24 protein-coding genes and 1 pseudogene are annotated in these 23,298 nt (G+C 34.3%); 20 read left to right on the top strand and 5 right to left on the bottom strand.

The annotated features are described in order from the left end of the window. The first annotated feature begins 182 nt into the window (after positions 1 to 182). The 18 genes and pseudogenes from H3T54_RS05940 to H3T54_RS05855 all read left to right on the top strand — a co-directional run bounded on the left by H3T54_RS05940 (position 183) and on the right by H3T54_RS05855 (position 16,516). Positions 183 to 335 (top strand): hypothetical protein, encoded by a 153-nt coding sequence (locus H3T54_RS05940; RefSeq protein ID WP_158092587.1) that lies wholly within the window; start codon positions 183 to 185, stop codon positions 333 to 335. A 294-nt stretch (positions 336 to 629) separates the two neighbouring features. Continuing rightward, positions 630 to 983, top strand: a complete 354-nt coding sequence (locus H3T54_RS05935) for an antiterminator Q family protein (protein WP_198221464.1) — start codon at positions 630 to 632, stop codon at positions 981 to 983. Between the two features lie 621 nt (positions 984 to 1,604). Next, a complete protein-coding gene (locus H3T54_RS05930; RefSeq protein WP_198221462.1) occupies positions 1,605 to 1,778 on the top strand; it encodes a hypothetical protein in 174 nt (57 codons plus the stop codon). A gap of 1 nt (position 1,779) precedes the next feature. Then, on the top strand, positions 1,780 to 2,277 hold the full coding sequence (locus tag H3T54_RS05925) for a type II toxin-antitoxin system death-on-curing family toxin (RefSeq protein WP_198221460.1): 498 nt from the start codon (positions 1,780 to 1,782) through the stop codon (positions 2,275 to 2,277). A gap of 214 nt (positions 2,278 to 2,491) precedes the next feature. After that, positions 2,492 to 2,806, top strand: coding sequence for a phage holin family protein (locus H3T54_RS05920; protein WP_086364658.1), 315 nt, complete (start codon positions 2,492 to 2,494; stop codon positions 2,804 to 2,806). Then, on the top strand, positions 2,803 to 3,243 hold the full coding sequence (locus H3T54_RS05915; RefSeq protein WP_110447938.1) for a D-Ala-D-Ala carboxypeptidase family metallohydrolase: 441 nt from the start codon (positions 2,803 to 2,805) through the stop codon (positions 3,241 to 3,243). The genes H3T54_RS05920 and H3T54_RS05915 overlap by 4 nt, the downstream gene beginning before the upstream one ends. After that, complete coding sequence (locus tag H3T54_RS05910; protein ID WP_198221458.1) at positions 3,243 to 3,611, top strand: hypothetical protein; 369 nt, start codon at positions 3,243 to 3,245, stop codon at positions 3,609 to 3,611. Before H3T54_RS05915 ends, H3T54_RS05910 begins: the two co-directional genes overlap by 1 nt. Positions 3,612 to 4,032: 421 nt before the next feature. Continuing rightward, positions 4,033 to 4,503, top strand: coding sequence for a phage tail tube protein (locus H3T54_RS05905; protein ID WP_198221456.1), 471 nt, complete (start codon positions 4,033 to 4,035; stop codon positions 4,501 to 4,503). 17 nt (positions 4,504 to 4,520) lie between these two features. Beyond that, positions 4,521 to 4,904 (top strand): phage tail assembly chaperone, encoded by a 384-nt coding sequence (locus H3T54_RS05900; protein ID WP_198199762.1) that lies wholly within the window; start codon positions 4,521 to 4,523, stop codon positions 4,902 to 4,904. 119 nt (positions 4,905 to 5,023) lie between these two features. Then, a pseudogene (locus H3T54_RS12070) lies at positions 5,024 to 5,197 on the top strand (DUF4035 domain-containing protein); the annotation flags it as partial. 1 nt (position 5,198) lies between these two features. Beyond that, positions 5,199 to 8,510 carry a tape measure protein gene (locus H3T54_RS05890; RefSeq protein ID WP_198221454.1) on the top strand — a complete coding sequence of 1,104 codons (3,312 nt, stop codon included), beginning with the start codon at positions 5,199 to 5,201 and terminating at the stop codon, positions 8,508 to 8,510. A 45-nt stretch (positions 8,511 to 8,555) separates the two neighbouring features. Beyond that, entirely contained in the window at positions 8,556 to 8,885 is a 330-nt protein-coding gene (locus H3T54_RS05885) for a hypothetical protein (protein WP_198221439.1), read from the top strand. 193 nt (positions 8,886 to 9,078) lie between these two features. After that, positions 9,079 to 9,423, top strand: coding sequence for a phage tail protein (locus tag H3T54_RS05880; protein ID WP_198199768.1), 345 nt, complete (start codon positions 9,079 to 9,081; stop codon positions 9,421 to 9,423). After that, positions 9,420 to 10,124, top strand: coding sequence for a phage minor tail protein L (locus tag H3T54_RS05875; RefSeq protein WP_198199769.1), 705 nt, complete (start codon positions 9,420 to 9,422; stop codon positions 10,122 to 10,124). Before H3T54_RS05880 ends, H3T54_RS05875 begins: the two co-directional genes overlap by 4 nt. 6 nt (positions 10,125 to 10,130) lie before the next feature. After that, entirely contained in the window at positions 10,131 to 10,850 is a 720-nt protein-coding gene (locus tag H3T54_RS05870) for a C40 family peptidase (protein ID WP_232350078.1), read from the top strand. Continuing rightward, complete coding sequence (locus H3T54_RS05865; RefSeq protein ID WP_232350079.1) at positions 10,847 to 11,350, top strand: hypothetical protein; 504 nt, start codon at positions 10,847 to 10,849, stop codon at positions 11,348 to 11,350. The genes H3T54_RS05870 and H3T54_RS05865 overlap by 4 nt, the downstream gene beginning before the upstream one ends. Continuing rightward, entirely contained in the window at positions 11,343 to 14,588 is a 3,246-nt protein-coding gene (locus H3T54_RS05860) for a phage tail protein (protein ID WP_198221435.1), read from the top strand. The genes H3T54_RS05865 and H3T54_RS05860 overlap by 8 nt, the downstream gene beginning before the upstream one ends. 23 nt (positions 14,589 to 14,611) lie before the next feature. Beyond that, on the top strand, positions 14,612 to 16,516 hold the full coding sequence (locus tag H3T54_RS05855; RefSeq protein WP_198221433.1) for a prophage tail fiber N-terminal domain-containing protein: 1,905 nt from the start codon (positions 14,612 to 14,614) through the stop codon (positions 16,514 to 16,516). On the opposite strand, the gene H3T54_RS05850 is transcribed toward H3T54_RS05855, so the two are convergent. Further along, a complete protein-coding gene (locus H3T54_RS05850; RefSeq protein WP_198199773.1) occupies positions 16,513 to 16,743 on the bottom strand; it encodes a hypothetical protein in 231 nt (76 codons plus the stop codon). The genes H3T54_RS05855 and H3T54_RS05850 overlap by 4 nt on opposite strands. A gap of 57 nt (positions 16,744 to 16,800) precedes the next feature. Here H3T54_RS05850 and H3T54_RS05845 point away from each other — a divergent pair, with 57 nt between their 5' ends. Beyond that, positions 16,801 to 17,331, top strand: coding sequence for a tail fiber assembly protein (locus H3T54_RS05845; RefSeq protein ID WP_198199775.1), 531 nt, complete (start codon positions 16,801 to 16,803; stop codon positions 17,329 to 17,331). A 23-nt stretch (positions 17,332 to 17,354) separates the two neighbouring features. Here the strand turns inward: H3T54_RS05845 and H3T54_RS05840 are convergent, their stop codons facing one another. Together H3T54_RS05840 and H3T54_RS05835 are read right to left on the bottom strand one after the other, a co-directional pair. Further along, a complete protein-coding gene (locus H3T54_RS05840; RefSeq protein WP_198221431.1) occupies positions 17,355 to 18,266 on the bottom strand; it encodes a tyrosine-type recombinase/integrase in 912 nt (303 codons plus the stop codon). Next, the gene (locus tag H3T54_RS05835; RefSeq protein ID WP_198199778.1) at positions 18,266 to 18,490 is read right to left on the bottom strand and encodes a hypothetical protein; all 225 of its coding nucleotides are present in this window, start codon (positions 18,488 to 18,490) and stop codon (positions 18,266 to 18,268) included. The genes H3T54_RS05840 and H3T54_RS05835 overlap by 1 nt, the downstream gene beginning before the upstream one ends. A gap of 155 nt (positions 18,491 to 18,645) precedes the next feature. Between H3T54_RS05835 and H3T54_RS05830 the strand changes: the two genes are divergently transcribed. Beyond that, positions 18,646 to 19,188, top strand: coding sequence for a hypothetical protein (locus H3T54_RS05830; protein WP_198199779.1), 543 nt, complete (start codon positions 18,646 to 18,648; stop codon positions 19,186 to 19,188). A 509-nt stretch (positions 19,189 to 19,697) separates the two neighbouring features. Here the strand turns inward: H3T54_RS05830 and H3T54_RS05825 are convergent. Both H3T54_RS05825 and H3T54_RS05820 read right to left on the bottom strand, forming a co-directional pair. Continuing rightward, entirely contained in the window at positions 19,698 to 20,852 is a 1,155-nt protein-coding gene (locus tag H3T54_RS05825; RefSeq protein WP_198221429.1) for an MFS transporter, read from the bottom strand. A 927-nt stretch (positions 20,853 to 21,779) separates the two neighbouring features. Continuing rightward, on the bottom strand, positions 21,780 to 23,273 hold the full coding sequence (locus H3T54_RS05820; RefSeq protein ID WP_198221427.1) for an MFS transporter: 1,494 nt from the start codon (positions 23,271 to 23,273) through the stop codon (positions 21,780 to 21,782). Between the last annotated feature and the right edge of the window lie 25 nt (positions 23,274 to 23,298).

Genomic DNA, 23,298 nt, shown 5'->3' with positions numbered 1-23,298 from the left:
ATATCGACATTGTTATTTATTAAAGATAAATCAAGGAATAAAAAAATTATCTCAAAACTGATTTGATCAGCTCAACCATTCAGAGAGAAAAGAGTATTAAGTTTGTTAATGATGGAGCGGTGATCATTAGTTTTTAACAAAAAAATAGTAAATGAATTATCAAGAGAAGAGGAAAAATAAAAATGAAACAATTGGAAAAAATAGATCATCTTATAGCTGAAATTGAGAATCAATTAGCACAATTATATGAACAACGTAGAGAAAAAATAAACAGATTTGATTTAAATAAGGTGAAAGATGCCGACAAGAAACAAATTAATTCCGACAGGGTTTAGATGCCCAGAGTGTAAAGGGGATTGTTTATATAACATGGATATAAATTTATTTGTTTGTGCAAGGAAGTTAACAACAGTAAATGGTGATATGGATGCTTCTTGCGGTAAATTTTACCTGAACAGAGAAAAATATAAATCATGAGCAAACTAATTAAATTAATAAAAAAACACGTTAAGTTAATTATGTAACTGAATTTATGAGGTTAACAAATACTAAAAATATTATGAGAGCTAGTTATATTTTAATTAAAAACATTAGTATTGAAATTTATATAAGAGAATCAGAGGTGCGCAGTGAGAGAAACTAAAGATATTTTAATTGCATGGAAAAATACACGTATTTTAAAGCGAATAGGTACTGAATATCCGTCAAAATCATCAGGTTTTGCTGGTGCGTCCAACGATTTCGATTATCGTCAGTATTTAACCGAAGAAGAAGTACAAGTTGTTGATAATGCGGTTTTAACACTTAGAGCTGATAATATAGAATATTGGGCAATATTGACGTCTTTTTATCTTCGCGGAATATCATGCAGCAAACAAGCAAAACTTTTAGGTAAGCAAACAACTGAAATTACAAAAATATTACTTGCTGCAGAATGTTTTATACGTGGACATATTATCCAATTATTTTCAAAAACAGCATAATGTTTAACGTAGAGAAAAATATTTTAATTTTTAAACACCAAAGACTTGACTATTTAAACGTTTAAATGCATAATATATAAATAATGCAGTTTAATGCGCATTAAACAAAAAGCCCAAATTAATATTTGGGCTTTTTTTATTCTATATTATTCAACTTTTATATTGATTGACAGGTAATTGCTCTTAAAGAGTTATTCTATATATTAGTTAAATTACATCAAAATGTCTGTTTTTTCCCACCTGAATATCTAATGTTTTTCGATTTTCTTCAAGTTACTTATTAAGTTCTATTGTGTTATATAGTAAAACTTACGTAGTTTTGTAAATCATTCGATCGAAATAGCAAGCAAACACTTTTCGTGCGAGAAATTTATACATATACAATAAAAATTAGATGATAGAAAAACATATATTAAAAGGAATATTTTCAGAAATTAACAATAATTTTATTAATAAATCACAGTTGGTTTTTTATGGTTTATATTTTTGTGCTTTACTTACTCAAATTTACACAAATTGTTGTATTACTACTTCAAGTTGACTATAATCATTACACGTTAACAGATTTGGTTGTGAAATTGTAGCAACTAAATCTGTTAATGCATATATGGAGGATGTGATATGAATGTAGCACTAAAAAGACAAAATTGCTTAAGCAATATACCGCAAAGAGATGGTAAAGTAGCTCATCCAAAACCGTCTGTTGGTGTATCACATAAGGAACGTGTTCAACAGGCTGCTACAATTGCTTGTATTCGTTATAAAAAAACAATAGAAGAGTTAGCTAAAGTATAAAATGGGCTTAGAAGATTACGGAGAAGTTGTTGATGGAGTTAACTACTTAACTGTAGAGGATTTGAAGTTCATTAATTATTTTGTTATCCAAAAATATACACCTGAAGAACCTTATTCAATTTTAAAACCAAATGAGTTGGAGTCTTTACAAGCTAAACCAGCTATGTATCGGTATTACAATCAAACCGATGATATGTTTAAATTAGCTTCCGTTTTAATTGTAGGTATTGTTTTAAATCATTGCTTTGCTAATGGGAATAAAAGAACTGCATTTATTGCGGGGTATATATTTCTATTACTTAACGGTTATGAGCTTACGGCGCCGTCAGAAGAAGTTATAGAGGTGATGGTAGGTGTTGCGGAAAAAACAGTTGACGCTTCAGATGTGGAAAGATGGCTTGCATATTGGTCAAGAGATTTTGATGCTAGAATTTTGTGTGCGCCATTAGAGGAGTTTCCCGTAGATTTTCTTAGAGATTTAAACACCAACAGATCATAAAAAGATTTATTAAACCGCTTAATTGCGTTTTTTTTATATCTAATTTTCGGCAATCAATAACAATTTATCAGGAACACTATTTGGTTTGATTGCTTTTTTATCAAATCCTCAATTCTGAGGTTTCACAGTATCGACAACAAAGTTAATCACAATTACAACAAAAGATTACTTTACGCTGTCATTTCAATTAATTGCCTCAAAATGGAGGCTTTCTATGAAGATTAAACATATGCAAAACAGTGATCCTACGAATTGGCTATATTGGCTAATGACATTAGGTATGGCTGCTCTAGGCTCTATTGCGAAAACTGCATTTGATATCATTAACGGTAAAGCAGTAGGGATAAAGATAGCTATATGCCAATTAATTGTTTCTATGTTTGCCGGCGCACTGACTATTTTATTATCAATAGCACTACAGTTTAGTGCTGAATTCACAGGATGTATGGCAGGCTCTGCGGGGTGGTTGGGTGCAGAGATGATCAAAGTCATTGCCGAACGAATGAAAAGGAGTGCTGGAGAACAATGAAACTAACAGAACATTTTACACTTGAAGAATTTACCCATTCAAACATTGCAAGCAGATTAAGAATAGATAATCGAGTGCCAGATGAGTTAATGGCAAATATTCAACTGACAGCTAACAAATTAGAGTTAGTTAGAAAAGTGTTAGGTTTTCCAATAATGATTACTTCTGGTTATCGTTGCCCGTTATTAAATGCCCGGGTGGGTGGCGTATCAACTAGCGCTCATACCAAAGGCTTGGCTGTTGATTTCCATTGTGCTTATGGCACACCTAAAGAAATTTGCCAGCGTTTAATTGATACCGGTGTTCAGTTTGATAAGTTAATCCAGGAACATAACCAATGGGTGCATATCGGTTTTAGCCCAAACTATAATCGACAAATTGTTTTAACAGCAATCAAAAATAGCGGTAAAACGGTTTACGTAAATGGGATAGTCTAATGGATAAATTAAAACAAATTTATAAGCTATCTCCGATAGCATTATTGATTATCGTCATATTTAGCATTTATTTTGCTTATCAATGTTTTGAAGATGAACAAACTGCAAAACAGCAAATGACTGAATTATCATCTCAGATGCAACAATTGCAACAAAAAATTATTAAAAATAATCAGATTATTACTGACAACGAGTTATCAAAACATGAACTAGAAAATCAATCTATTTCACGTCAGGAGCAAATCAATGAACAACTCAAAGATGATGATTGTGCTAATCGGCTTATTCCTATGCCTATCTCTGGCAGCATGTACAACAGAGCGAAAAGTTTACGTGAGTCAGCCAATCCCAGCAAATCTACTCAGTGATTGCTTGCCCAAACTACCGCCTGAAAAAATGACATTCGGTGACAGTGTGAAATATAACGAACATCTCTTGAATGTTATTGAAAGATGCAATCAAGATAAAAGAGCAATAAAAAAAATAATTAGCGTAATCAATTAAATAGAGCTTAGTTTTTAACTTTCACTCTATACAAATAAACCATGTTTATATAATTTAACTGTTTGATTTTCATAATGATATTTATAGATTTTTAATCTATAGGAAAGACAGATACAATAATATACTAATAACAATTGAAACCTTTCAATGTTAAAAGTCACCCTAACTACGAATTAAATATATAGCCTATAGATCATAATTAGAGCTATACCTTTAATAATCAATAAGTAAAAATTAACCAGTTTGCCGCTTAATTGCGGTTTTTTTATTTTTGGAGAAATTTATATGACTGAAGTACAAAAATCACAAAGCGAATATACCAAAACCAGAGATATTGGTGTATTTATCAGTAAAGTCCCTTCAACAAAATTTATTACAGATAACACCCCAAAATTGAGTTTGGAATGTACGGTAACCGATTATTCCATGACATCACCAGAAGGTGAAGAGATTGATGTCTCAACACTTTCTTCTCGTACCAAAGAAACCATTAGTGGATTACCGGCTGAACCAACGGTATCAATGAACGTTAATTTTGTTATAGCAAATGATGGTCAAAAAGCTTTAAGAGAATCATATGAGTCAGGTAATAATTACGCATTTAAAATCCAACATGAGGATGGTAGTTCAGTTGACTGGATTGCGCGCGTTACCAATTTTGAGTTTAAAGGCGAAAAAAATGGTATTTTAACTGGTTCATTTGCATTCAAAGTAAAAGGCTCATTTGTGTTTAACGAACCGACTCCAACTAATTAATTTGTGGAGAAATAATAATGAATCTAAAAAAAATTATCACAGCTAAAAATTCAGGCTTTCGCATTAAAGAGTTTCAGGTAGCAGAATGGAATACGACAATTTGTGTTCGAGAACCGTTACATATTGATTTTTATCGTTATGTAAAAACCATTGAAAAAACGTCAAAAGATGACTCATTAACAGAGCAAGAAAAAGATTTACTAAATATCAAAGCTGAAACTTTATTATTTGCTGCAACCGTAATTGATAAAAACGGTAATCTTATTTTCAATAATAATGACAGTAAAGAAATGGAGGCGTTAGTAGAAAGTTATGGTCCTGTTCATACTCGAGTACTGAATAAAGCCCTCGAATTGATAGAGTTAAATAACGATCCTCTCAAAGAGGCTGAAAAAAAGTAGAAAATGAACCAGAGCTTTTCTTTAAATTAAAGCTAGCATTAAGGCTTGGTAAAACGCTAGCTGAACTTGAGCAATCACTTTCAGCTAGTGAATTTTACTACTGGGTCGCATTTGATAAATTAAATCCTATCAGTGACGAGCGAAATGACTGGCATGCAGCTCAAATTTCTTCATCTATATACCGCTCACAAGGTGGAAAAGTTTCTTTCGACGACTGTTTAATTAAATTTAGAGAAGAGAAAAAGCAACCAGTCACTTTATTCGACGCATTATCTAACTTAATTGGAAAATAATATGGTTATACCGCGAGAATTGGTGATACAACTCAGTGCAAATTCAGCATCGTATCAACGAGAAATTAAAAGAGCAACCCGTCTTGGTAATGATTATTACAAAACAATGGAGAAATATTCACGGCGTTTTGATCAATACATTGCTAACAATAAGAAATCAATTCAAGCAATCAATGAGCATTTAAGTAAGTTAAAGATTTCAGCGTCCGATATGACCAAAACATTTGGGGTTAATTTTTCAATTACCGGTATTTTGAAAATGGCCGATGACTATGGGAAAATGGCCAATCGCGTCAAAATGGCAATAAGTTCAGTTGGCGGATCTGCTGATGATTATCAATTAGTTCAAGATAGGTTACTTGCAATAAGTAACAGAAATGGTAAAGCGATTTCAGATTCCCAAAAGTTATATATTGCGACTGCTTCATCAATGTCTGATTTAGGTTACAGTACTAATGAAACGGTCGATTTTATCGAGGCGATGTCAAACAGTTATAAAATAAATGCGACATCAGCAACTGAGGTATCGACAAGTATAAATGCAATCAATGAATCACTGCTTACGGGTAAAGTAAGCAGTGGTGATTTTAAAAAAATATTGTCATCAACATCAAATGTTGTTACTGCATTATCTGACTCCATGGGCGAATCTGAAGCTACCATTATCCAACTCGGTATGTCTGGTGAAATTTCAATGCGTCAATTTTCTGATGCGATGATTAAGGCCAAGGATGAAACGGGTAAAATGGCAGATGCCATGGGTGATACTCTTCAAGGTGGCTTTAATGCAATATCTAATGATTTTGGAGAATTAGTTAACGAATTAAATAATAGTCTTGGATTAACTAATAATATATCGAAAGCTTTAAAAATTTTAGCTGATAATATTGGATTAGTTTCGGTAGCTGGAGCGGCAGTTGTATCGGCCAAATTTAGCAATTATCTAAATGGCGTATACTCGTCAGTAAAAACTCTTTCAGTTGAAATAGTAGATCACATTAATAAAACTAGAAATCTTGCATTAGCTCAAAAACATCTTGCTGAGTCCGAACTGCAAAAAATAGCAGTTGAAAAACAATCTATTGCAAGCACAAAACAGGCGACAATCGCTAGATTGCAAAACATTTCCGGTATTAGTTCTAGCATGCATGTACGTAGAGCTGTTTTAGCACTTGAAGCTCAAGAAATTGCTCTAACTGAAAGGGAAACACAGGCTAAAAATGGACTTAGGGCAGCAAATGAGAGACTTAAGTTATCAAGTAGCGCAATGACTATTTTAACTCGAGCTGGTAGTACCTTGTTAGGAGTACTTGGTGGTCCATTAGGACTAGCGATGACAGCCATAGCTGTTGGGACGGCTTTTTTCTCAATGAGAGATGGCGCGGATAGTGCTAAAAAACCAATCGAAGATCTGCAATTACCTGTTGATCAATTGATTGCAAAATACAAGGAACTTGATAAAGCACGTCAAGCCGTGTATAAAAATGACACCAATTCAAACGTTAAAGATAAAGAAAAAGAAGTTGATGAAAATATCTCTGTTCTTAAAGAAGATTTGACAAAAGCATTATCTAAATTTGAGCCAACTGGACATGATTACCCTAAGGTTCAAAGTGTATTACCTTCTGAAAACGCAGAAGCAATTGATGCATATATAGAAAAAATAACAACTTTGTATGACCAAGTTAAAAATGGAACATTGCTAGATCATGGTTTTGGTGAAGAGTTATATGAAGCTAACAATCAATTAAATGTAGCGACACTTAATAATGAACAGTTTGGATCATCATTAGTCCAATTGACAAGTAAATTACTAAACAATGTAAATGTATTAGCTCAGGAAAAAGAAAAGCTAGACGCTATGAATAAAGCGTCAGAAGCTGCTAATAATGGTGTAAAACAGCTTGACCTAGTTGATTTTCCTAACCTTGATAGCCAACTAGCTATATTAAACCAGGAACTTAATGAAAACCAAAAGAAAACAAAATTATCTGCGGAACAGGCTTATATATTAGCGGGTTTACAAAAAGCAGCAGGTAATGCAGCACTGGCACATTCAGAAGACCTTATTGCTTTAGTGACCAATCAGAAACTATCAGCAGAAATGTCAACTGAATTAGCCGGAAAGTTGAACGCGTATATGGAGAAGTTACGCGAAAGTTATAAAAAACAGGGAAAATTAAACTACAATAGTGTTGGTGAGAATCCAACCAATCTTTATCAATCCCAACTAGATAAACTTAACGGTCAAATCAATGCCTACACTGATATCACAGAACTGCAAAAACTCAGACGCCAGTTAGCAGAGGGCGAATTAAGTAAATTATCTGAAATTCAGAAAAAGACGCTTGAAACTAAAGCTGTTGAACTTGATCAACTTAATGCCCAAAAAGAATACAAATCTATTCTTGATTCAATGCGTAGTCCTACCGAACAACAATTTGATAGTTACAAACAAAATCTGTCAGTTCTTGAAAAAAGTAACGTTTCCTTGAAAGAACGTGAAGAGTTGCTTAAAAAAATGAATCAAAAAATGATCCAATCAGCGCCTACGTTAAGTATTCAAAATTCTTATAATGGACCTGGTAGTGAACTAATCAAAGTTGCTGAAGATGAAAAAAATTTAAAAGATTGGAAGGAACAGCAGATTGCAATTCAAACTGATTTGTTAAATGCAAAATTAATAAATCACCAAGAATATGCAGATGCTGTTGTGAGTATCGAGGAAACTATGCAGAATAAGCAACAAGAGTTGCAATCGGCATATACAATGGCAGCGTTAGGTACATTTTCATCATTAACTGGGTCAATTGCTGAAATGTTTAAACAAACAGCTGGCGAATCATCAGCAGCATATAAAGTGATGTTTTTAGCTAGTAAGGCTTCTGCTATTGCTCAAGCAATTATTAGTACAGAAGTTGCTGCAGCAAAAGCGCTTGAACTTGGCCCTATTTTGGGTATTCCAGCAGTTTCTCTTGTTAGAGGATTAGGTTATGCATCTGTTGGGCTAATTGCTGCTCAAACTATTTCAGGTATGGCGCATAGTGGTATTGATAATATTCCAAGTGAAGGTACTTGGTTATTAGACAAAGGAGAGAGAGTAGTTGATGCGCGCACAAATGCTGATTTAAAAAATTTCCTTGATACATCTAAATCATCTGGCGGCAGTATTACTGTAAATGTACCAGTCAATGTTGGCGGAGGTGATATTAGCGAGGAGGACGGCAAAGAAATCGGTATACTGATAAAACAATCTGTGTTATCAATACTAGATGAGCAAACTCGACCAGGCGGTAAATTAAATCGTCGTTGATTTAAGAACTAAAATTTCATACCATTTATTAAATAAGGAAATGGAATGAAAAAGATAATTTATATTGGGTTGATTGGGTTATTTTTGACTGGTTGTGGTAAAAAAACTTGTCCACGTGTAGTAGACGCTTTGAATCAAGCTCAATATATAGTCAAATCAAGATTAAAATCACCTTCTACAGCAAATTTTCCATATCCAGCAGATAGAGATTTAATTGGAGTCGGCGAGCTGGAAGGGGTATGCCATTATTATATTGGTGGAGACGTTGATGCTCAAAATAGCTTTGGTGGGATTGTTAGAAATCATTATTCAATGAACCTTATGTACAATATATCTACTGAAAGATGGGGTTACGAAAATTTAGAAATAAAATAAGATTAAAAGATTATTTATTTTACTGATTTTGATCTTGAGTGCGACTAATAAAATGCTTTCGTGAGGGAGTGCGTCCGCTGTCTCGTTGCCGTTTTGAGCTCCTGATCGCCCCACTTAAAATAGGCATGAACTATCGTTTACTGCCACATTGGTAACTAAAATTCGCACAAACCGCCCTAGTGGCGGTTTTTTTATGTCTGGAGAAAATATGGAAACATTTAATTGGGAAGTTGCACCGAGTATGAGCGTAATAGCAGAGCCAAAAGTTAAAATAATCAAATTTGGCGATGGTTATGAGCAACGTATAAAAGATGGAATCAATAATGATTTGCGCACATACAGTGTAACGTTAAATGTGCATCGAGATGATGCACCAGTAATAGATGCATTCCTAACTCGTCAAGGTGGTGTGCATGCGTTTAAATGGAGAGAACCAAACACCAATCGATTAATCACAGTTAAATGTCCTAGTTGGTCAACAAACGTTAAAAACACTTCAGTATCAATTACCACAACATTTGAGGAGGTTATCGTATGATACCGCAAAAAATGTTGCTGGATATCGCAAAAATAGAGCAAGATGCTATTGTTGATTTGTATGAAGTTGATCTAACTAAAATCATAGGTAACAAAACAATATTTCGATTTCATAATGGTTTAAATGAACTACGCCGACCTATCACGTGGCAGGGTAACGTGTATGAGCCATACCCAATAAAAGTTGAGGGTTTTGAAAAGAATGGACAAGGCGTAAGCAACCGTCCAACCATGAGTGTTAGTAATGCGATGGGCTTTATCACTGGTCTAATTGTTGATTTTGACGGTTTACTAGGCGCAGTTGTTACTCGTCATGAAGTGCCTATCAAATATCTAGATGCGGTGAATTTTGAGAGCGGTAATCAATATGCCGATCCGTTTTGTGAAATTATTTCAAATTATGTGATTGAGCAGGTAAAACAACAAAACTCAATGGTTGTTACATTTGAATTAGCATTGCCATGCGAGTCTGACGGTGCATTAATTCCTGCCCGTGTAATTATTGCTAACACTTGTAGTTGGATATATCGCTCGTCGGAATGTAGTTATACTGGCGGTGCAGTAGCTGATGAATTCGACAAACCAACAAATGACATCACTAAAGATAAATGTAGTCGATGCTTGACTGGATGTAAACTTCGCTTTGGTCAACACGCTGTCCTTCCTTTTGGTGGTTTCCCAACTGCAGCTAAACTCTCTTAATTAATTATGAAAACACAAATATTTAATCATGCTAAACAATGCGGTGAGGCTGAGTGTTGCGGTTTTGTTATTGATAACAAAATCTACATGCCATGCAATAACATTTCACCTACACCAACCGAAACGTTCGAAATTTCACCTGAGGATTGGATAAAAGCCGAAGAAAAGGGAGAGATTACAGCAGTTGTACACTCTCACCCTTACGGTGAACGCATACTCAGCACGGCAGATCAACTTTTTCAGCAAAAAACAGCCGTCGATTGGTGGCTCGTTTGTGATAACCAAATTCATAAATTCAGATATATGCAACCATTGATTGGTCGTGAGTTTAAACATGCCAAAACTGATTGTTATACCTTGTTTAGAGATGTTTACCATCTTTGCGGTATCGAATTACCCGATTTTGATCGAGAAGATGATTGGTGGCATAACGGGCAAAATCTCTACTTAGATCTACTGCCTAAAAATGGATTTGAGCTAGTAGAGGCAGAGAACCTGCAAGAAGGTGATGTGATCATTATTTGTCTCGGTTCATCGACACCAAATCATGCAGCTATCTATGTCGGAAATCAACAAATCTTACATCACTGTCCAAACCGACTATCTAAACGAGATTTATATGGTGGTTTTTGGCTAGATTATACACATTCAATTTGGAGATATAAAAAATGGCAATTGTCAGGTTTTACGGCAATCTTAAACAATATGGTGATAAGTTCAATATGAACGTTGAAACTGCATCGGAAGCATTGAACGGTTTATATTACCAAATTAAAGGCTTGAAAAAGCAAATCATGGACGGCTTTTTTCGCGTAAGAATTAACGGTGTAGATATGAATGAGGACAATTTACAGTTTGGGCTACATAGCCGAATTCCTCAAAATGCCGTTATTCATATTGTACCCAAAACAGAAGGGGCAAAAGGTGGGGCTTTCAGCTTTATCGCTGGTGCTGTGATGTTTGTTGTTGGGGCTATTTTTTACTGGACGCCAATGGGTTATCCATTGATGGCTGCAGGGATTGGTCTCATGATTGGGGGTGTTGCTATGATGCTAACTAAACTACCTAAAACCGAAAAATTAGCAGACGGCGGTACCAATAAAAACACCTATTTTTCTAATCTGGACAATACGATAGCACAAGGTGCCCCCGTACCACTTTGTTATGGATTAACAAAAATAGGCTCTAAAGTTTTATCACAAGGGTTGGAAACAATAGATGGGTAAAGGTAAAAAAAAAGCGAAAACGCCAAGAGAGGCACAAGATAATTTAAAATCAAATCAGCAACTGAGTATTATTGATTTGCTGTGTGAGGGACAGATAGAGGGACCAGCGAACGGACTACAAAACGTTTTTTTAAACGACACGCCAATTCAAGCGCCAGACGGTTCATATAACTTCAAGGGGGTTGAAATCGAATGGACTTCTGGCACGCAGTCACAAGCACCGCTTGAGAGTTTCCCTGCAACTGAAAACGAAGTTCCAGTTAACCTTGAGGTAAAAGCATCAACTCCTATTGTGCGGACAATTACCGATCCAAATATTGATAGAGTTCGAGTTACGGTTGGTGTGCAGTCATTAAGTTCAACGGACAATAAAGGCAACATCAACCGAACATCGGTATCAATGGCAATTCAAATCGGTACAGGGAACATGTGGGAAACGGTAAAAACTGTTGATTTAATCGATAAAAAAACACGCTCACAGTATTTAACATCGGTTATTTTAGATGATTTACCACCGAAACCGTTTAACATTCGAGTTGTGCGCAGAACGCAAGATAGCACATCATCATTATTAGTTAATAATACGCTGTGGAGTTCGTACACGGAAATCTACGATACTAAATTTTCATATCCAAATACTGCCGTAGTTGGACTAAAATTCGATTCATCGCAATTTAGTGGTGTACCTCGCCGAAACTATTTAATCAAAGGCATGATACTTAAGGTGCCTGACAATTACGACCCTGAGACGAGAGAATATAAAGGTTTTTGGTCAGGAAATTTCAAGCTTGCTTGGACAAATAACCCAGCTTGGATATTTTACGATATTTTGACTAACACACGTTACGGTATGGGTAATCGAATTGGTCAATTCGGTGTTGATAAATTTGCGTTATACACTATCGCTCAATATTGTGACCAGTTAGTGGATGATGGTTTTGGCGGTAAAGAACCACGGTTTACATGCAACTGTTACATTACCGAGCAACGCCAAGCGTATGATGTTATTCATGACCTGTGCTCAATCTTCCGAGCCATGCCAATCTGGGATGGCACACAGTATACAGCAGTGATGGATAGACCAAGTGACCCTGTAGCAATTTATGCAAATGCCAATGTTGTAGAGGGGCAGTTCAACTACACCTCAGCAGCACAAAAGTCACGACACACAGCGGTGCATGTTCGTTATATTGACCCTAATAACAATTGGGAAACAACAACTGAGTACGTTGCTGATGATGAACTAATCAAACGTTTTGGACTGAATGTAGCGCAAATTGATGCGTTTGGTTGTACGTCGAGAGGTCAAGCTCACAGAGTGGGTAAATGGCTAATTCAAACCGAAAAATTGGAAACACAAACCGTCACCTTTTCGATAGGTCGTGAGGGTATTCGTCATTTACCTGGCGATATTATTGGTATTGCTGACAATGATTTTTCTGGTACAACTATCGGTGGACGAATTTTAGAAGCAAATAGTAGCACGATTACGTTAGACCGTGATATTGACATTAAGAACATGAAAAGTGCGTATTTAAGTGTGACTGATACAAATATGCAGCTACAAAAAGTCAAAATTCAAGCGCAAGTTAAACCCAATCAAATTGTTTTGGAGAATAGTGTTAGTGTTGATGAGTATTCTGTCTGGGGCTTATATGACAATAAAATCAAACCTCGCTTATTTAAAGCAATAACAATAGCCGAAAACAGTGAAGGCACTTACTCAATCACAGCGTTACAACATGAGCCAAAGAAAGAAGAAATTGTTGATAACGGTGCTAAATTCGAAGCTGAGAGTAATACAATTTTTGGCTGGTCGATTCCACCTGTTGAACAACTACAAGCTGAAATAATCCCCGAATCAGACTTATATCAAGCTCGCTTGTCATGGTCAACACCTCGCACAATTCAAAACTTGAAATTTGAGGTAAAAATCTATCGTGATGATAAATTATTTAGCAGAGAAACGGTTAATGATACTGAGTATTATCTATCGGACCTACAACAAGGTAAATTCAATGCGACCGTGCGAGGAGTAGCAGAAGACGGACGATTGGGCGATGAAACGACTATTGCATTTTCAATATCACCGCCAGCTAAACCATCGGGATTAGTATTAACGCCAAGTGCATTTAATATTGCAATTCGACCTGTTATGACAGCAACATCAAGTCTTGGTACTCAATTCGAATTTTATAAAGGGGCAACACGGGCAGAGGTCGAGGAGCAAACCAACTACTTAGGTCGCGCAATGTCATTAACTGATGTCGATTGTACGCCCGATACCGAATACTGGTACGGTGTGAATGCAGTTAACGTAGTTGGTCGCTCAAAGATGTTCATTGCTAACACTCGGACATTAATTGCTGAAAATGGGGCAGGTGGGTTATTTAGAATTCAAACAGGCGATGGTAGATTCCCTGATAACAACACTACAACACAAATGTTTTATCGTGAGTTCGGCTTTTATCCTGCCCGTGATACGACATTGATTATCTACTCATTAGGTGGTGACGGAAAGGTCTCGCACTCAGAAGCTCGGCTATACAATGGCGCACAATGGATAGAGCCAAAAATGTTTATAGATGGGGATTTAATCGCAACAGGAACAATGCGTGGTGATAGATTAATTGCTGGTACTGAAATCAAAGCACCGTTAATAACCGGCGGTAAAATGGTTGCTGGTAGCGTTATAAGTGCAGGTAATCCTCCGGCCTTTGAATTACTAGAAGATGGCACACTAAATGCAAGACGAGCTAATATCTCGGGTAATATTAATGCGAGTTCGGGTCAATTAAGCAATGTTTTGATTAATGAGAATTGTCACATAAAAAAATTAAATGTAGAACAAATCGACGGTGATATTTCGAAGTGCTATACAGTTCCGTCTGGAGGATATATAGAGATTGAAGCATCTTCATATGGTCGCTATTTAAGCGTTGTTCCAGTTGTTTGCGCAATAAGCACGTTTCCTACTTTTAGTGGATCTGCTTGGAATGGCATTGTTAATATATGGGTAGGTAAAGGTAGGTACGCAAGAGCTTATGCTAGCGTTGAAATAGATGGCGTTAAAGTTATCGAAATTAATTTGGATTCTAATTATAATTCGCAAGTTAGACAAGAATCTTTTGTGAAATATATCCCGAAAGGTGTTAGAACGACTATAAAATACAGTTCTTTTACAAAGGGTGATGCAAATACCCCCAGCCAACTTTTTATTATTACAAACAGAGCTTAAACCCGAATTATCTGGAGAAAATTATGGCAAAAATATCAGGAATTTTAACTGATGGTGCAGGACAAATTATTAATGACTGCGCTATTGAACTATATGCAAAAAAAACGACAAGCAATGTGCTAACGCAAACTCAAGCATTTCAAGTCGCAAATAATGGTAGTTACACGATGAACGTATTGCCTTGCGAGTACGATGTTAATTTAATTATTAACGGTTTTCCAAAAAAACGGCTCGGTAGCATCAATGTTTCTTCGGATTCAGCGGATGGCTCATTAAATGATTATTTAATTAATCCAGAAGAAAGCGACTTAACACCTGAATTCTTAAAACAAGTTTTCGATGCTCGTGATGCTGCAAAAAAATCAGCAACACAGGCAGAAAATAGCGCAACAGCAGCTAAAACATCGGAAATTAATGCCCAATCGTCAGCAGATACGGCGAAATTAAATGCTACTAATGCTAGTGTATCTGCATCTTCAGCTAGTAAATCAGCAGCAACAGCTACAGAAGCATCAACTAAAGCAAATACTGCTGCAACTAGCTCAAAAGCATGTGCCGATAATGCCAGCAAATCCGAAACAACAGCCAGCCAATCAGCAATACAGGCAACGAATAGCGCAACAGCAGCTAAAACATCGGAAATTAATGCAAATAATGCAGCAAAAAATGCTAAAACATCAGAAGATAACGCGAAAAAATGGGTGTCTACAATTGATACATCGACGTTAGTTAAAAAAACTGGTGATACGATGTCTGGCCAACTGATTTTGTCTAAAAATGGATTAAAAATCAGTTACGATAACAAAAATATAATGGCGCTAGTGACATCAGATGATAATTATTCACACGTTTTTTATGATGCAGAAAAAAAGCAATGGCTGAGCAAGCTTATTTACAATTCGACTACAAACTCATGGAGTTTTCAATATATAAATGACGTGGTTATTAATGGTAAATCAGTGTTAAAAACTGGTGACTATGGAATAGGCTCATTAACTGGTGCACAACTAGATAAGCCAGATGAGACATTGTTGGGCGGATGTTATGCAACTCGAACAACATCATTTCCAGAGCTAACAGAATATAAAAATCGGAATGATTCCGCTAGCTTAATTGTTTATCCAGCGTGGACCCCAAAATGGTATGTTGAAAAATTAGCTGTTGTTCAGAGTAAAACGCCTCGAATTTACTATCGTTGTGCAATACCAGAAGGGAAACAATCTTGGTATGAGGCTCTTACGACAGCTAATGCATCTGCTGATGTAGTTGGTGCTTTACCAGCTATCAAAAGTGTAGTAAATGGGGCACCTACCTACTCAGTAGGTGATAATATCCAATTTAAAAAAACACCAACAGTAAATGGTAAATCAGTAATAACAGATTTAACAGGTATTAATAATAAAATTGAATTGATTACAGCTAAATTAAGCACTGTTGGTGATTTTAGACTAATGCCGTTCCGTGCTAACAAACTACCATTTGGATGGTATTTCAGAAACGGGGATAACTATTTACTAAGTTCACGGCAAGGAAAAGCTTTGAACGGGTTATCAGATAATTATAAACGTGATCATCTGATAACTATCAAAAATATTAATGGTCAGCAATATATTAATGTGCCATCTGCTTTTGCGTCTGATGGACGGGGTTTTTTTGAGCGAGCAGTCGATGGAACTACTCGACAGGTAGGTAGCGTTGAAGATGATGCAATCAGAAACATTTGGGCCAGATATGGCAATTTTATAGTATCGGCATTAGATGCCACAGGAGCATTTAAAATTAATGCAAATGCCGCGCCAGCTTACGAGGGGAATGCTCACGGTTGGCATGCTGATATTCTATTTGATGCATCTCGTGTTGTACCTACTGCCAGCGAAAATAGACCGCTCAACGTGGGTATGACTCCTGTTATTTATCTTGGAGTTTAAACTCCAAGATATATCACTGGCGTTAATCCGATATTAAGTGGTTTATTTTCGTTTGAAACGGGATTGTTAACTCTATTGTTATCAAATACATTCCATGCGAGGTTTAACGCTCTATTCTGCTGCGAACCGCTTGCATCAAAAATATAGCGTTCGTCAGCATAAAACATATTATCGATATTATTGCCCGTTTCGTTAAATCCTAAAAAACAACCACTTAACTGACGCATTGAATCCCCTTCAACCGTACCTACCTGTCGAATAGGTAAAAATTAATAGGAAAAACTATGATAAATTATTATTTTGACAATACAAATGAACTAAAACCATATACACATCAATTGGATGCTAATGATGATACATTACCACCAGATAATGCATTGAGAATTGCTCCAGAGTTTAAAAAAGGCTTCCACCCATGCGAATTAAATGGTGAATGGGTACAAGTTGAAGATCATCGTGATAAAACAGTCTATAACATAGAAACTCAGGAATCATCCAGAGTTGCATATCTCGGTTCAATAAAAGAAAAATTTACATTATTAGAGCCATTCAAGTTTAGTCGATGGAACGGCGAAAAATGGGTTTTAGATGAAGAGGAACAAAACGCATTTAAAATAAAACAAAACAAAATGTTAAAAAGCTCATTATTGAATGAAGCTAATGAAAATATATCGATACTACAAGACGCAATTGATCTTGACATATCTGAAAATGGTGATGAAGACAAATTGAAGGCGTGGAAAAAGTACCGAGTTCTATTAAATCGGATTGATGCATCAGATATTAACGTTATTTTTCCTGATAAGCCTTATTGATGGGCTTAGATCTCAATCATAGATCAAACTTTGAGATATCGCCACTCACGCCCACGACTATCATTGTATCTATCTGTCATTGCTTGAGATTTATGGCCAAGTAGTGTCATGGTGTCAATTTTTTGCTCTCGATATAAACGTTCTGATAGTGATCTTATTTCGTGGAAAGTTGTAGGATTTCCTGTCCAATAATCTCTGTTAAAAACTCTATCACGTAACCGTGAAAATTGATTAGTTATGTTATCCAGTTTTACTGGTTCATTATTAATGCTAACTAAATAATCGTTTTTTGATGAGTCAATAATGTCACGTAATGATGTTTTAACTTTCTTACATTCTAATTTCACTGGTAATGCTATTTTTGATCCAGTTTTATATTGATCAATTAGTAAGTGATTTCGTTTCACATTAGATTTTTTCATAACAGCTATATCTGAACGGCGTTGACCAGTCACTAGCGCTAGCATCATAGCTCTATACATAAGATTATTACCTGTTTTATCAGCCTCATTTAATATTTTTTTAAACTCTTTTAATGTCATACGGGAGCGTTTAACTACGACTTTTGGGCATTTAATTGGATCGACAGGATTTTTATCATTCCATCCTTGAGCGTAGGCTTCCCTAAACACATCCGTTAAAAGGTGGTACATATTCTTAGCTGAAGGAGCCTTGTCCTGATCTGTATAGATTTTAATAATTTTCGCTATGTCTGGAGGTGTTATTTTTTTTACTAATTGGTTGCCGATTTCTCGACGAATAACCTTAATAAGATAAGCTTTTATTTCTCTGGTTTTTGGTTTTAACTCACGCTCAGCTAAAATTTTGACATATTCGTCTAACCATTGATTAACTGTTTTCGATTTAATATTGTTTGATTTAAATAATTTAGATAATAAAAACATAATACCACTCAAAAAGTAGGTATTTTGCATTAAATTAGAGTTAATCCGCTATTAATTTTTAACACACAGTATTCAATCGCTTCATAAAGCATCACAAAATCAGCGATATCATACATAGTTTTATCATCTTGATAGAACACGTAGTTATGATCGTCTTGACTGTTGATTATATAGCATTCGCCCGTGATTTCGTCATCGTAATCATCGGGCGTCATTCGCACATAAATCGGTATTGTGTATTTTATTGTTATCATGTTATGTAAGATTAGTTAGTTTTATTCATCATAAACTAATATTTTTTGGAGTGTGGATTTGAATTGGGAAGTGGGTCGAAATGTTTATTTTTTTATATACATGCCTAATAATTTGATTAAAATATACTCACCAATACCTTTTAAAGAAGAATTTTATGTCTATTTTTAAAAATCACTTTTCCAAGAAAACTAATGAACTACATGAAAAAAATGGTTTTTATTATGAAAAGGGTTACGATAAGGTTATATTTTCAGAGCCTAGGAAAATAACAGCTTCATTTTCTGAGGAAAAAAAATTATATCGCATTGACGATTTCTGTTTTTTCCAAAATGATATTTGCGTTAGTTATTTTGAGCATATACTAATTGATGAAGAAGAGGCTATTATAACTTTAAATCACTTTGCAGTTGATACTGATTATTTATTTAAACTAAACAAGCGGGACGGAGGTTTTCTTTCTTTAAAAGAATTTGCTAAAGAAATAAAAAAACAACTTCCATTTGTAAATGAAATACGGTTTAATTTGTTCCAAAATGGTACATCTGACAAAATTTGCAATTTTTGTTTATCAAAGAAAAGATGTAACCTATTCAGTAGAATTGGTGCAATTGATATTGATCTGAAAAACAAAGGTCGATGGGGTGATGGTTCTTTTCATTACTTTGCTGTGGCTACATGGCCGAAAAGTAGGTGGTAATAATTTTTTAAATTAACAACAAATATATTTCATAGTAAATTTTTATATTTTTCATCTTAATTGATGCCGTTTGATGTGAAAAGTTGGAAAGTGGATCGCAGAAATTGTGCCGTATTTGTGCCGTAAAATCTGTAAAAATCTGTAAAAAATAGTGAACAAATATACAGCAATAAGGGCGGCTAACCTCTTTAATTATTTGTTTTTTAATAATTTAAATTTAATTCAATAAAGCTATAAAAGCGACTCATAATCGATTGGTCACTGGTTCAAGTCCAGTAGGATTATTATCTTTTGAATTGTTTAATTGTTTTTAAAATTATTTCTTATTTTAAGGAAAAACTTTTGCTATTTTAATTTACTTAACCAACTGATATGTAAATATTTCTTTGTCTGAAAGCCTGTTTTTATTAAATTTCATTCGAGATCTTGCTTAAAAAATATAATATTTTTATCTGACCATAACCTCCTAAGAAGTCTTTTATTACATTAAATCTAACATTTACTATCAATCATTTTTTATTAAGTAATATAAGTTGTACTAAAGCAATAAAGATACAAATTGAGATAAATAGAATTAGGGTGTTAGACTTAAAAATAATAGGCAAAAATGAGCCCAAACTTGCACCAATGAAGAGAATACAAGTATACAGAGATGTTGCAATGCCTCTGTCCTCAATTGCTGATTGAGTGGCTACACAGGTAATCATCGATGGGACTGCGTAAGCAAGTGCAACGATAAATATGAAATGACTAATGAAAAGTAAATAAATATTATTTAACTGTTCATTTAAATAAAGATAATGTATAAGAAGAGAACTTGTCATTAAAAATAGACTTAAAGTAAGGACATAAACTGGCTTAATATATCTAAATAGATAACTTGCGGTAAGGCTAAATAGCATCGCAACAATGCCAATCTTTCTTAGTGTCGGGATGTATTCGGCAATATTATTACTTGGTAGAATGGAATAAAGTGTGACAAAACTTAATAAAACAATTAAAGCACATAAATAAATTGGAAATAATTTTCTGCTAAATAAAACTCGCGCTAATTGCTTGAATATTGAAAATAGTGAAGCTTTCATATTACTAGAATTTTCTTGGTGAGTTTTTTTAGGAGTTTGATAGAAAAATAACAGCGAACCAAAAATATAGATGGCCATTAAAATCCACATAGCTGGATAAAGAGAATTTGTGATCATCAAAGAGCCGAACCACTGCCCAATAATACCAGCTAACAGAAAAGCACAACTAATAATTGATACAGCCTTAGACTTCGATGGTTCCGATAGATTTAACGTAATCCAAGCAATTGCCACAGGCGGATACGATGCAGCACAAAATCCTTGGAGTGTTCGACAAATAAGTAACCAATAATAGTTAGTAATAAACGGCATAATGAAACTAATTGTTGCTAATAGCAATAACCCTATGGATAAAGTACGTTCTTTTCCTATTCGATCGGATAATCCACCCCAGATAATAAATCCAATTGCATAAAAAATAGCGAATAAAGATGTCAGTAAGCCAATGTTATTTAAAGTTGCCCCTTTTATGAAAAGTACTAAATCAGAATAAACAGGAATAAATATATATAACTGAGTTACTACCGATAGGGCGATAATGGGTACAAAGAAAGTTCCTGTTAATAATTTATATTTCACTATTTTTATCTGCTATATAAATATAATTTTTGAATTATAGATCTAATGATTGTAGTTTAACAACAATTGCTTCGCTTTTGATTTTCTATTTGTTTTAAAAACAAATTAGAATATATAAAATACTAGTTATTTTTAATTCGAAATATAAAAATGCAAGGAGCAATGACTGAAAATAAATCTTTTAAAAGTGAATATGATGACTTTTTATTAACTGTGATCGTTGGTATTGGTTAAGTTTCAGAAATGACAAATATTCTTGTAATAAACTTAAAATATTGAGATGACAATGGAATAATTAAAGCTGTTGATCCGCACGCAAAATCTCGTCAGTTTAATATGTCAGATATTAAAAAAATAATTCTAATATAAGAGTTTATTGAGGATGGCTGCATGTTAGATGGTGTAGCTAAAAAGGTTGAGGATAGAATTTCAAAAATTCTATAGCTGATGAGTTTAATAAAAATGTAGCAATAAATATTTTTCATACAGTTGTTTATTCTAACATTAATATGTTTTTCTCAAACTCAGTCATCTCGGCTTTGCTTTTTAAATAATTTACTTAAATATCAGTTTTTATCAAAAATACCTTATCAAAATATTTAATTCTTTTGTTTAGAAAATCTAAAGTTGATATTTTATGAATGAACTTGAACGATTTGCTATCTGTTATTGAAGAGCTAAATCATAATATTAATTATAAAAGTTTCTACTTGTACTGTTAACTTTTGTAGTTTTATATGTGACTAATCACGATTAAATTTTTAGTCTTATTTTACAGTTTAGGGTGGTTTTAAAATAGAATATATTAAGAATATTAGGTATTAGATACTAGCTGAATTTCATCTAGTATCTAATTTTTACGGTTACTAATTTATGTTAGGACTATTTATAGTCATTTTATTAGTAATTACAACCTATAAATAGGGTTTATTTTTTCTCAAATAATTTTTCACACGGATAGCCTGTTAAGTCTTCTACTACGAATTTAGTTTCTTCAGATAACTCATTTACATCGCCATTTGATTGTAAGACATCAATTGCATTAACTAATAATCCATGTTTTTCTTTATCTAGATTAAAGGTGAGAGTCACTAACATAGCTAAGAAAACAAGTAATCCAGTTCCTAAAAATAGAATTAATGCAATTGTGGTTATTGCTTCAGGAGTTTGATCTGCTTGTTTTTGAACAAAACCACCAAATTCTAATATTAATCCAACACAAAGAGTTGATAGGGCGACTGTCGTTTTTCTAGAGAATGTCATAACAGCAGCAAATAAGCCTTCTCTTCTTTTTTTAGTGATCATTTCATCAATATCTGGAATGAATGGGAAAATATTCCATGGTGTGAACTCCATCAGGCATCGGCCTATTTGATATACAGTACCAATAACAAACAGTATGGCTATTTTTGATGATGGATTAAATACAAAAACTAAATAGGTCGCAGCTAAACATAAAAGCATAGTCGAATAAGCACCAACAAGTAGTTTTTTCGGCCCATATTTAACGAATGCGAATCCTGCTACTAATGTAACTGGTAATCCAATGATACTTAAAGATAAAAGGCTTCCAGCTACAGAAGCATCAAGCGTTAAACAATATACACAGAAAAATACAAATACAGTGTTATAAATATCTTTACCAGTAAAAGATAATAAATAGATAGCTAAATGTTTTCTGAAGGCTCTAACTTTCAGGGTAGAGAAATATTCTTTAAACAGACCAAAAACAAAGGTAACTGGATTTACTTTTTTATCAGATTTAGATTTTTCTAATTCTTTTAACATTTCCGGAGTTAGTGGTCTTTCCCAAGTTGAAAAGTAGGATATAATCACGCAAATCATGAATAAGACAGCAAAAAATATACCATTAAATAAATAAGCATTTGGATCATTTTCACCATAGATTGCAATTAATCTGCCTGGTACAAATGTTGCCATAAAAGTACCTACTGCAGAAATAAACATTCGACAAGTAGATAGTTTGGTTCTTCCTGCATAATCACTGGTCATTTCAGATGGTAAAGTTTCCCAAGGAATCATTACCATGGCTACAACTACCTCAAAAGTTAAATAGATAGCTAGATAATATAAGTAGCCCATGCCATTAATCCATAATAATGCATAGGAAAGCATTAATGGTGCGCCAATTATTAAGAAGAATCTTCTGCGTCCAAATTTTTTACCTAATTTATTTTTATAAAAGTGATCGGTGAAACTCCCCATGAAAAGGCATAATATGGCGTCTAATATTCGAGCAATTGCCACAATTGATGCCGCTTCAATTGGGCTCAATCCAACAAAAGTAGTAAAAAAGTATAACAACCATGCACCTATAATGGTGAATGCTCCCCCTCCAATGATGTCAATCATTCCAAAACCTATAGCTTTAGGAATAGTGATTATTTTTTTATTTTTCATTTTCCAAACCTCGTAATAGAATTAA

The organism is Gilliamella sp. B14384G10, from assembly GCF_016101685.1.
In the GTDB taxonomy this organism is placed as follows: Bacteria; Pseudomonadota; Gammaproteobacteria; order Enterobacterales; family Orbaceae; genus Gilliamella; species Gilliamella apis_A.
Note: the sequence above shows the minus strand (reverse complement) of the source record. Positions and strands in the feature narration are given on the sequence as shown.

Excerpts from the sequence above, each read along its gene's own strand:
- H3T54_RS05830 (WP_198199779.1), top strand. The coding sequence starts at position 18,646 with ATGTCTATTTTTAAAAATCACTTTTCCAAGAAAACTAATGAACTACAT.
- H3T54_RS05930 (WP_198221462.1), top strand. The coding sequence starts at position 1,605 with ATGAATGTAGCACTAAAAAGACAAAATTGCTTAAGCAATATACCGCAA.
- H3T54_RS05875 (WP_198199769.1), top strand. The coding sequence starts at position 9,420 with ATGATACCGCAAAAAATGTTGCTGGATATCGCAAAAATAGAGCAAGAT.
- H3T54_RS05845 (WP_198199775.1), top strand. The coding sequence starts at position 16,801 with ATGATAAATTATTATTTTGACAATACAAATGAACTAAAACCATATACA.
- H3T54_RS05870 (WP_232350078.1), top strand. The coding sequence starts at position 10,131 with ATGAAAACACAAATATTTAATCATGCTAAACAATGCGGTGAGGCTGAG.
- H3T54_RS05860 (WP_198221435.1), top strand. The coding sequence starts at position 11,343 with ATGGGTAAAGGTAAAAAAAAAGCGAAAACGCCAAGAGAGGCACAAGAT.
- H3T54_RS05820 (WP_198221427.1), bottom strand. The coding sequence starts at position 23,273 with ATGAAAAATAAAAAAATAATCACTATTCCTAAAGCTATAGGTTTTGGA.
- H3T54_RS05840 (WP_198221431.1), bottom strand. The coding sequence starts at position 18,266 with ATGCAAAATACCTACTTTTTGAGTGGTATTATGTTTTTATTATCTAAA.
- H3T54_RS05885 (WP_198221439.1), top strand. The coding sequence starts at position 8,556 with ATGAAAAAGATAATTTATATTGGGTTGATTGGGTTATTTTTGACTGGT.
- H3T54_RS05920 (WP_086364658.1), top strand. The coding sequence starts at position 2,492 with ATGAAGATTAAACATATGCAAAACAGTGATCCTACGAATTGGCTATAT.
- H3T54_RS05850 (WP_198199773.1), bottom strand. The coding sequence starts at position 16,743 with ATGCGTCAGTTAAGTGGTTGTTTTTTAGGATTTAACGAAACGGGCAAT.
- H3T54_RS05835 (WP_198199778.1), bottom strand. The coding sequence starts at position 18,490 with ATGATAACAATAAAATACACAATACCGATTTATGTGCGAATGACGCCC.
- H3T54_RS05905 (WP_198221456.1), top strand. The coding sequence starts at position 4,033 with ATGACTGAAGTACAAAAATCACAAAGCGAATATACCAAAACCAGAGAT.
- H3T54_RS05900 (WP_198199762.1), top strand. The coding sequence starts at position 4,521 with ATGAATCTAAAAAAAATTATCACAGCTAAAAATTCAGGCTTTCGCATT.
- H3T54_RS05880 (WP_198199768.1), top strand. The coding sequence starts at position 9,079 with ATGTCTGGAGAAAATATGGAAACATTTAATTGGGAAGTTGCACCGAGT.
- H3T54_RS05925 (WP_198221460.1), top strand. The coding sequence starts at position 1,780 with ATGGGCTTAGAAGATTACGGAGAAGTTGTTGATGGAGTTAACTACTTA.
- H3T54_RS05915 (WP_110447938.1), top strand. The coding sequence starts at position 2,803 with ATGAAACTAACAGAACATTTTACACTTGAAGAATTTACCCATTCAAAC.
- H3T54_RS05855 (WP_198221433.1), top strand. The coding sequence starts at position 14,612 with ATGGCAAAAATATCAGGAATTTTAACTGATGGTGCAGGACAAATTATT.
- H3T54_RS05865 (WP_232350079.1), top strand. The coding sequence starts at position 10,847 with ATGAACGTTGAAACTGCATCGGAAGCATTGAACGGTTTATATTACCAA.
- H3T54_RS05890 (WP_198221454.1), top strand. The coding sequence starts at position 5,199 with ATGGTTATACCGCGAGAATTGGTGATACAACTCAGTGCAAATTCAGCA.
- H3T54_RS05910 (WP_198221458.1), top strand. The coding sequence starts at position 3,243 with ATGGATAAATTAAAACAAATTTATAAGCTATCTCCGATAGCATTATTG.
- H3T54_RS05940 (WP_158092587.1), top strand. The coding sequence starts at position 183 with ATGAAACAATTGGAAAAAATAGATCATCTTATAGCTGAAATTGAGAAT.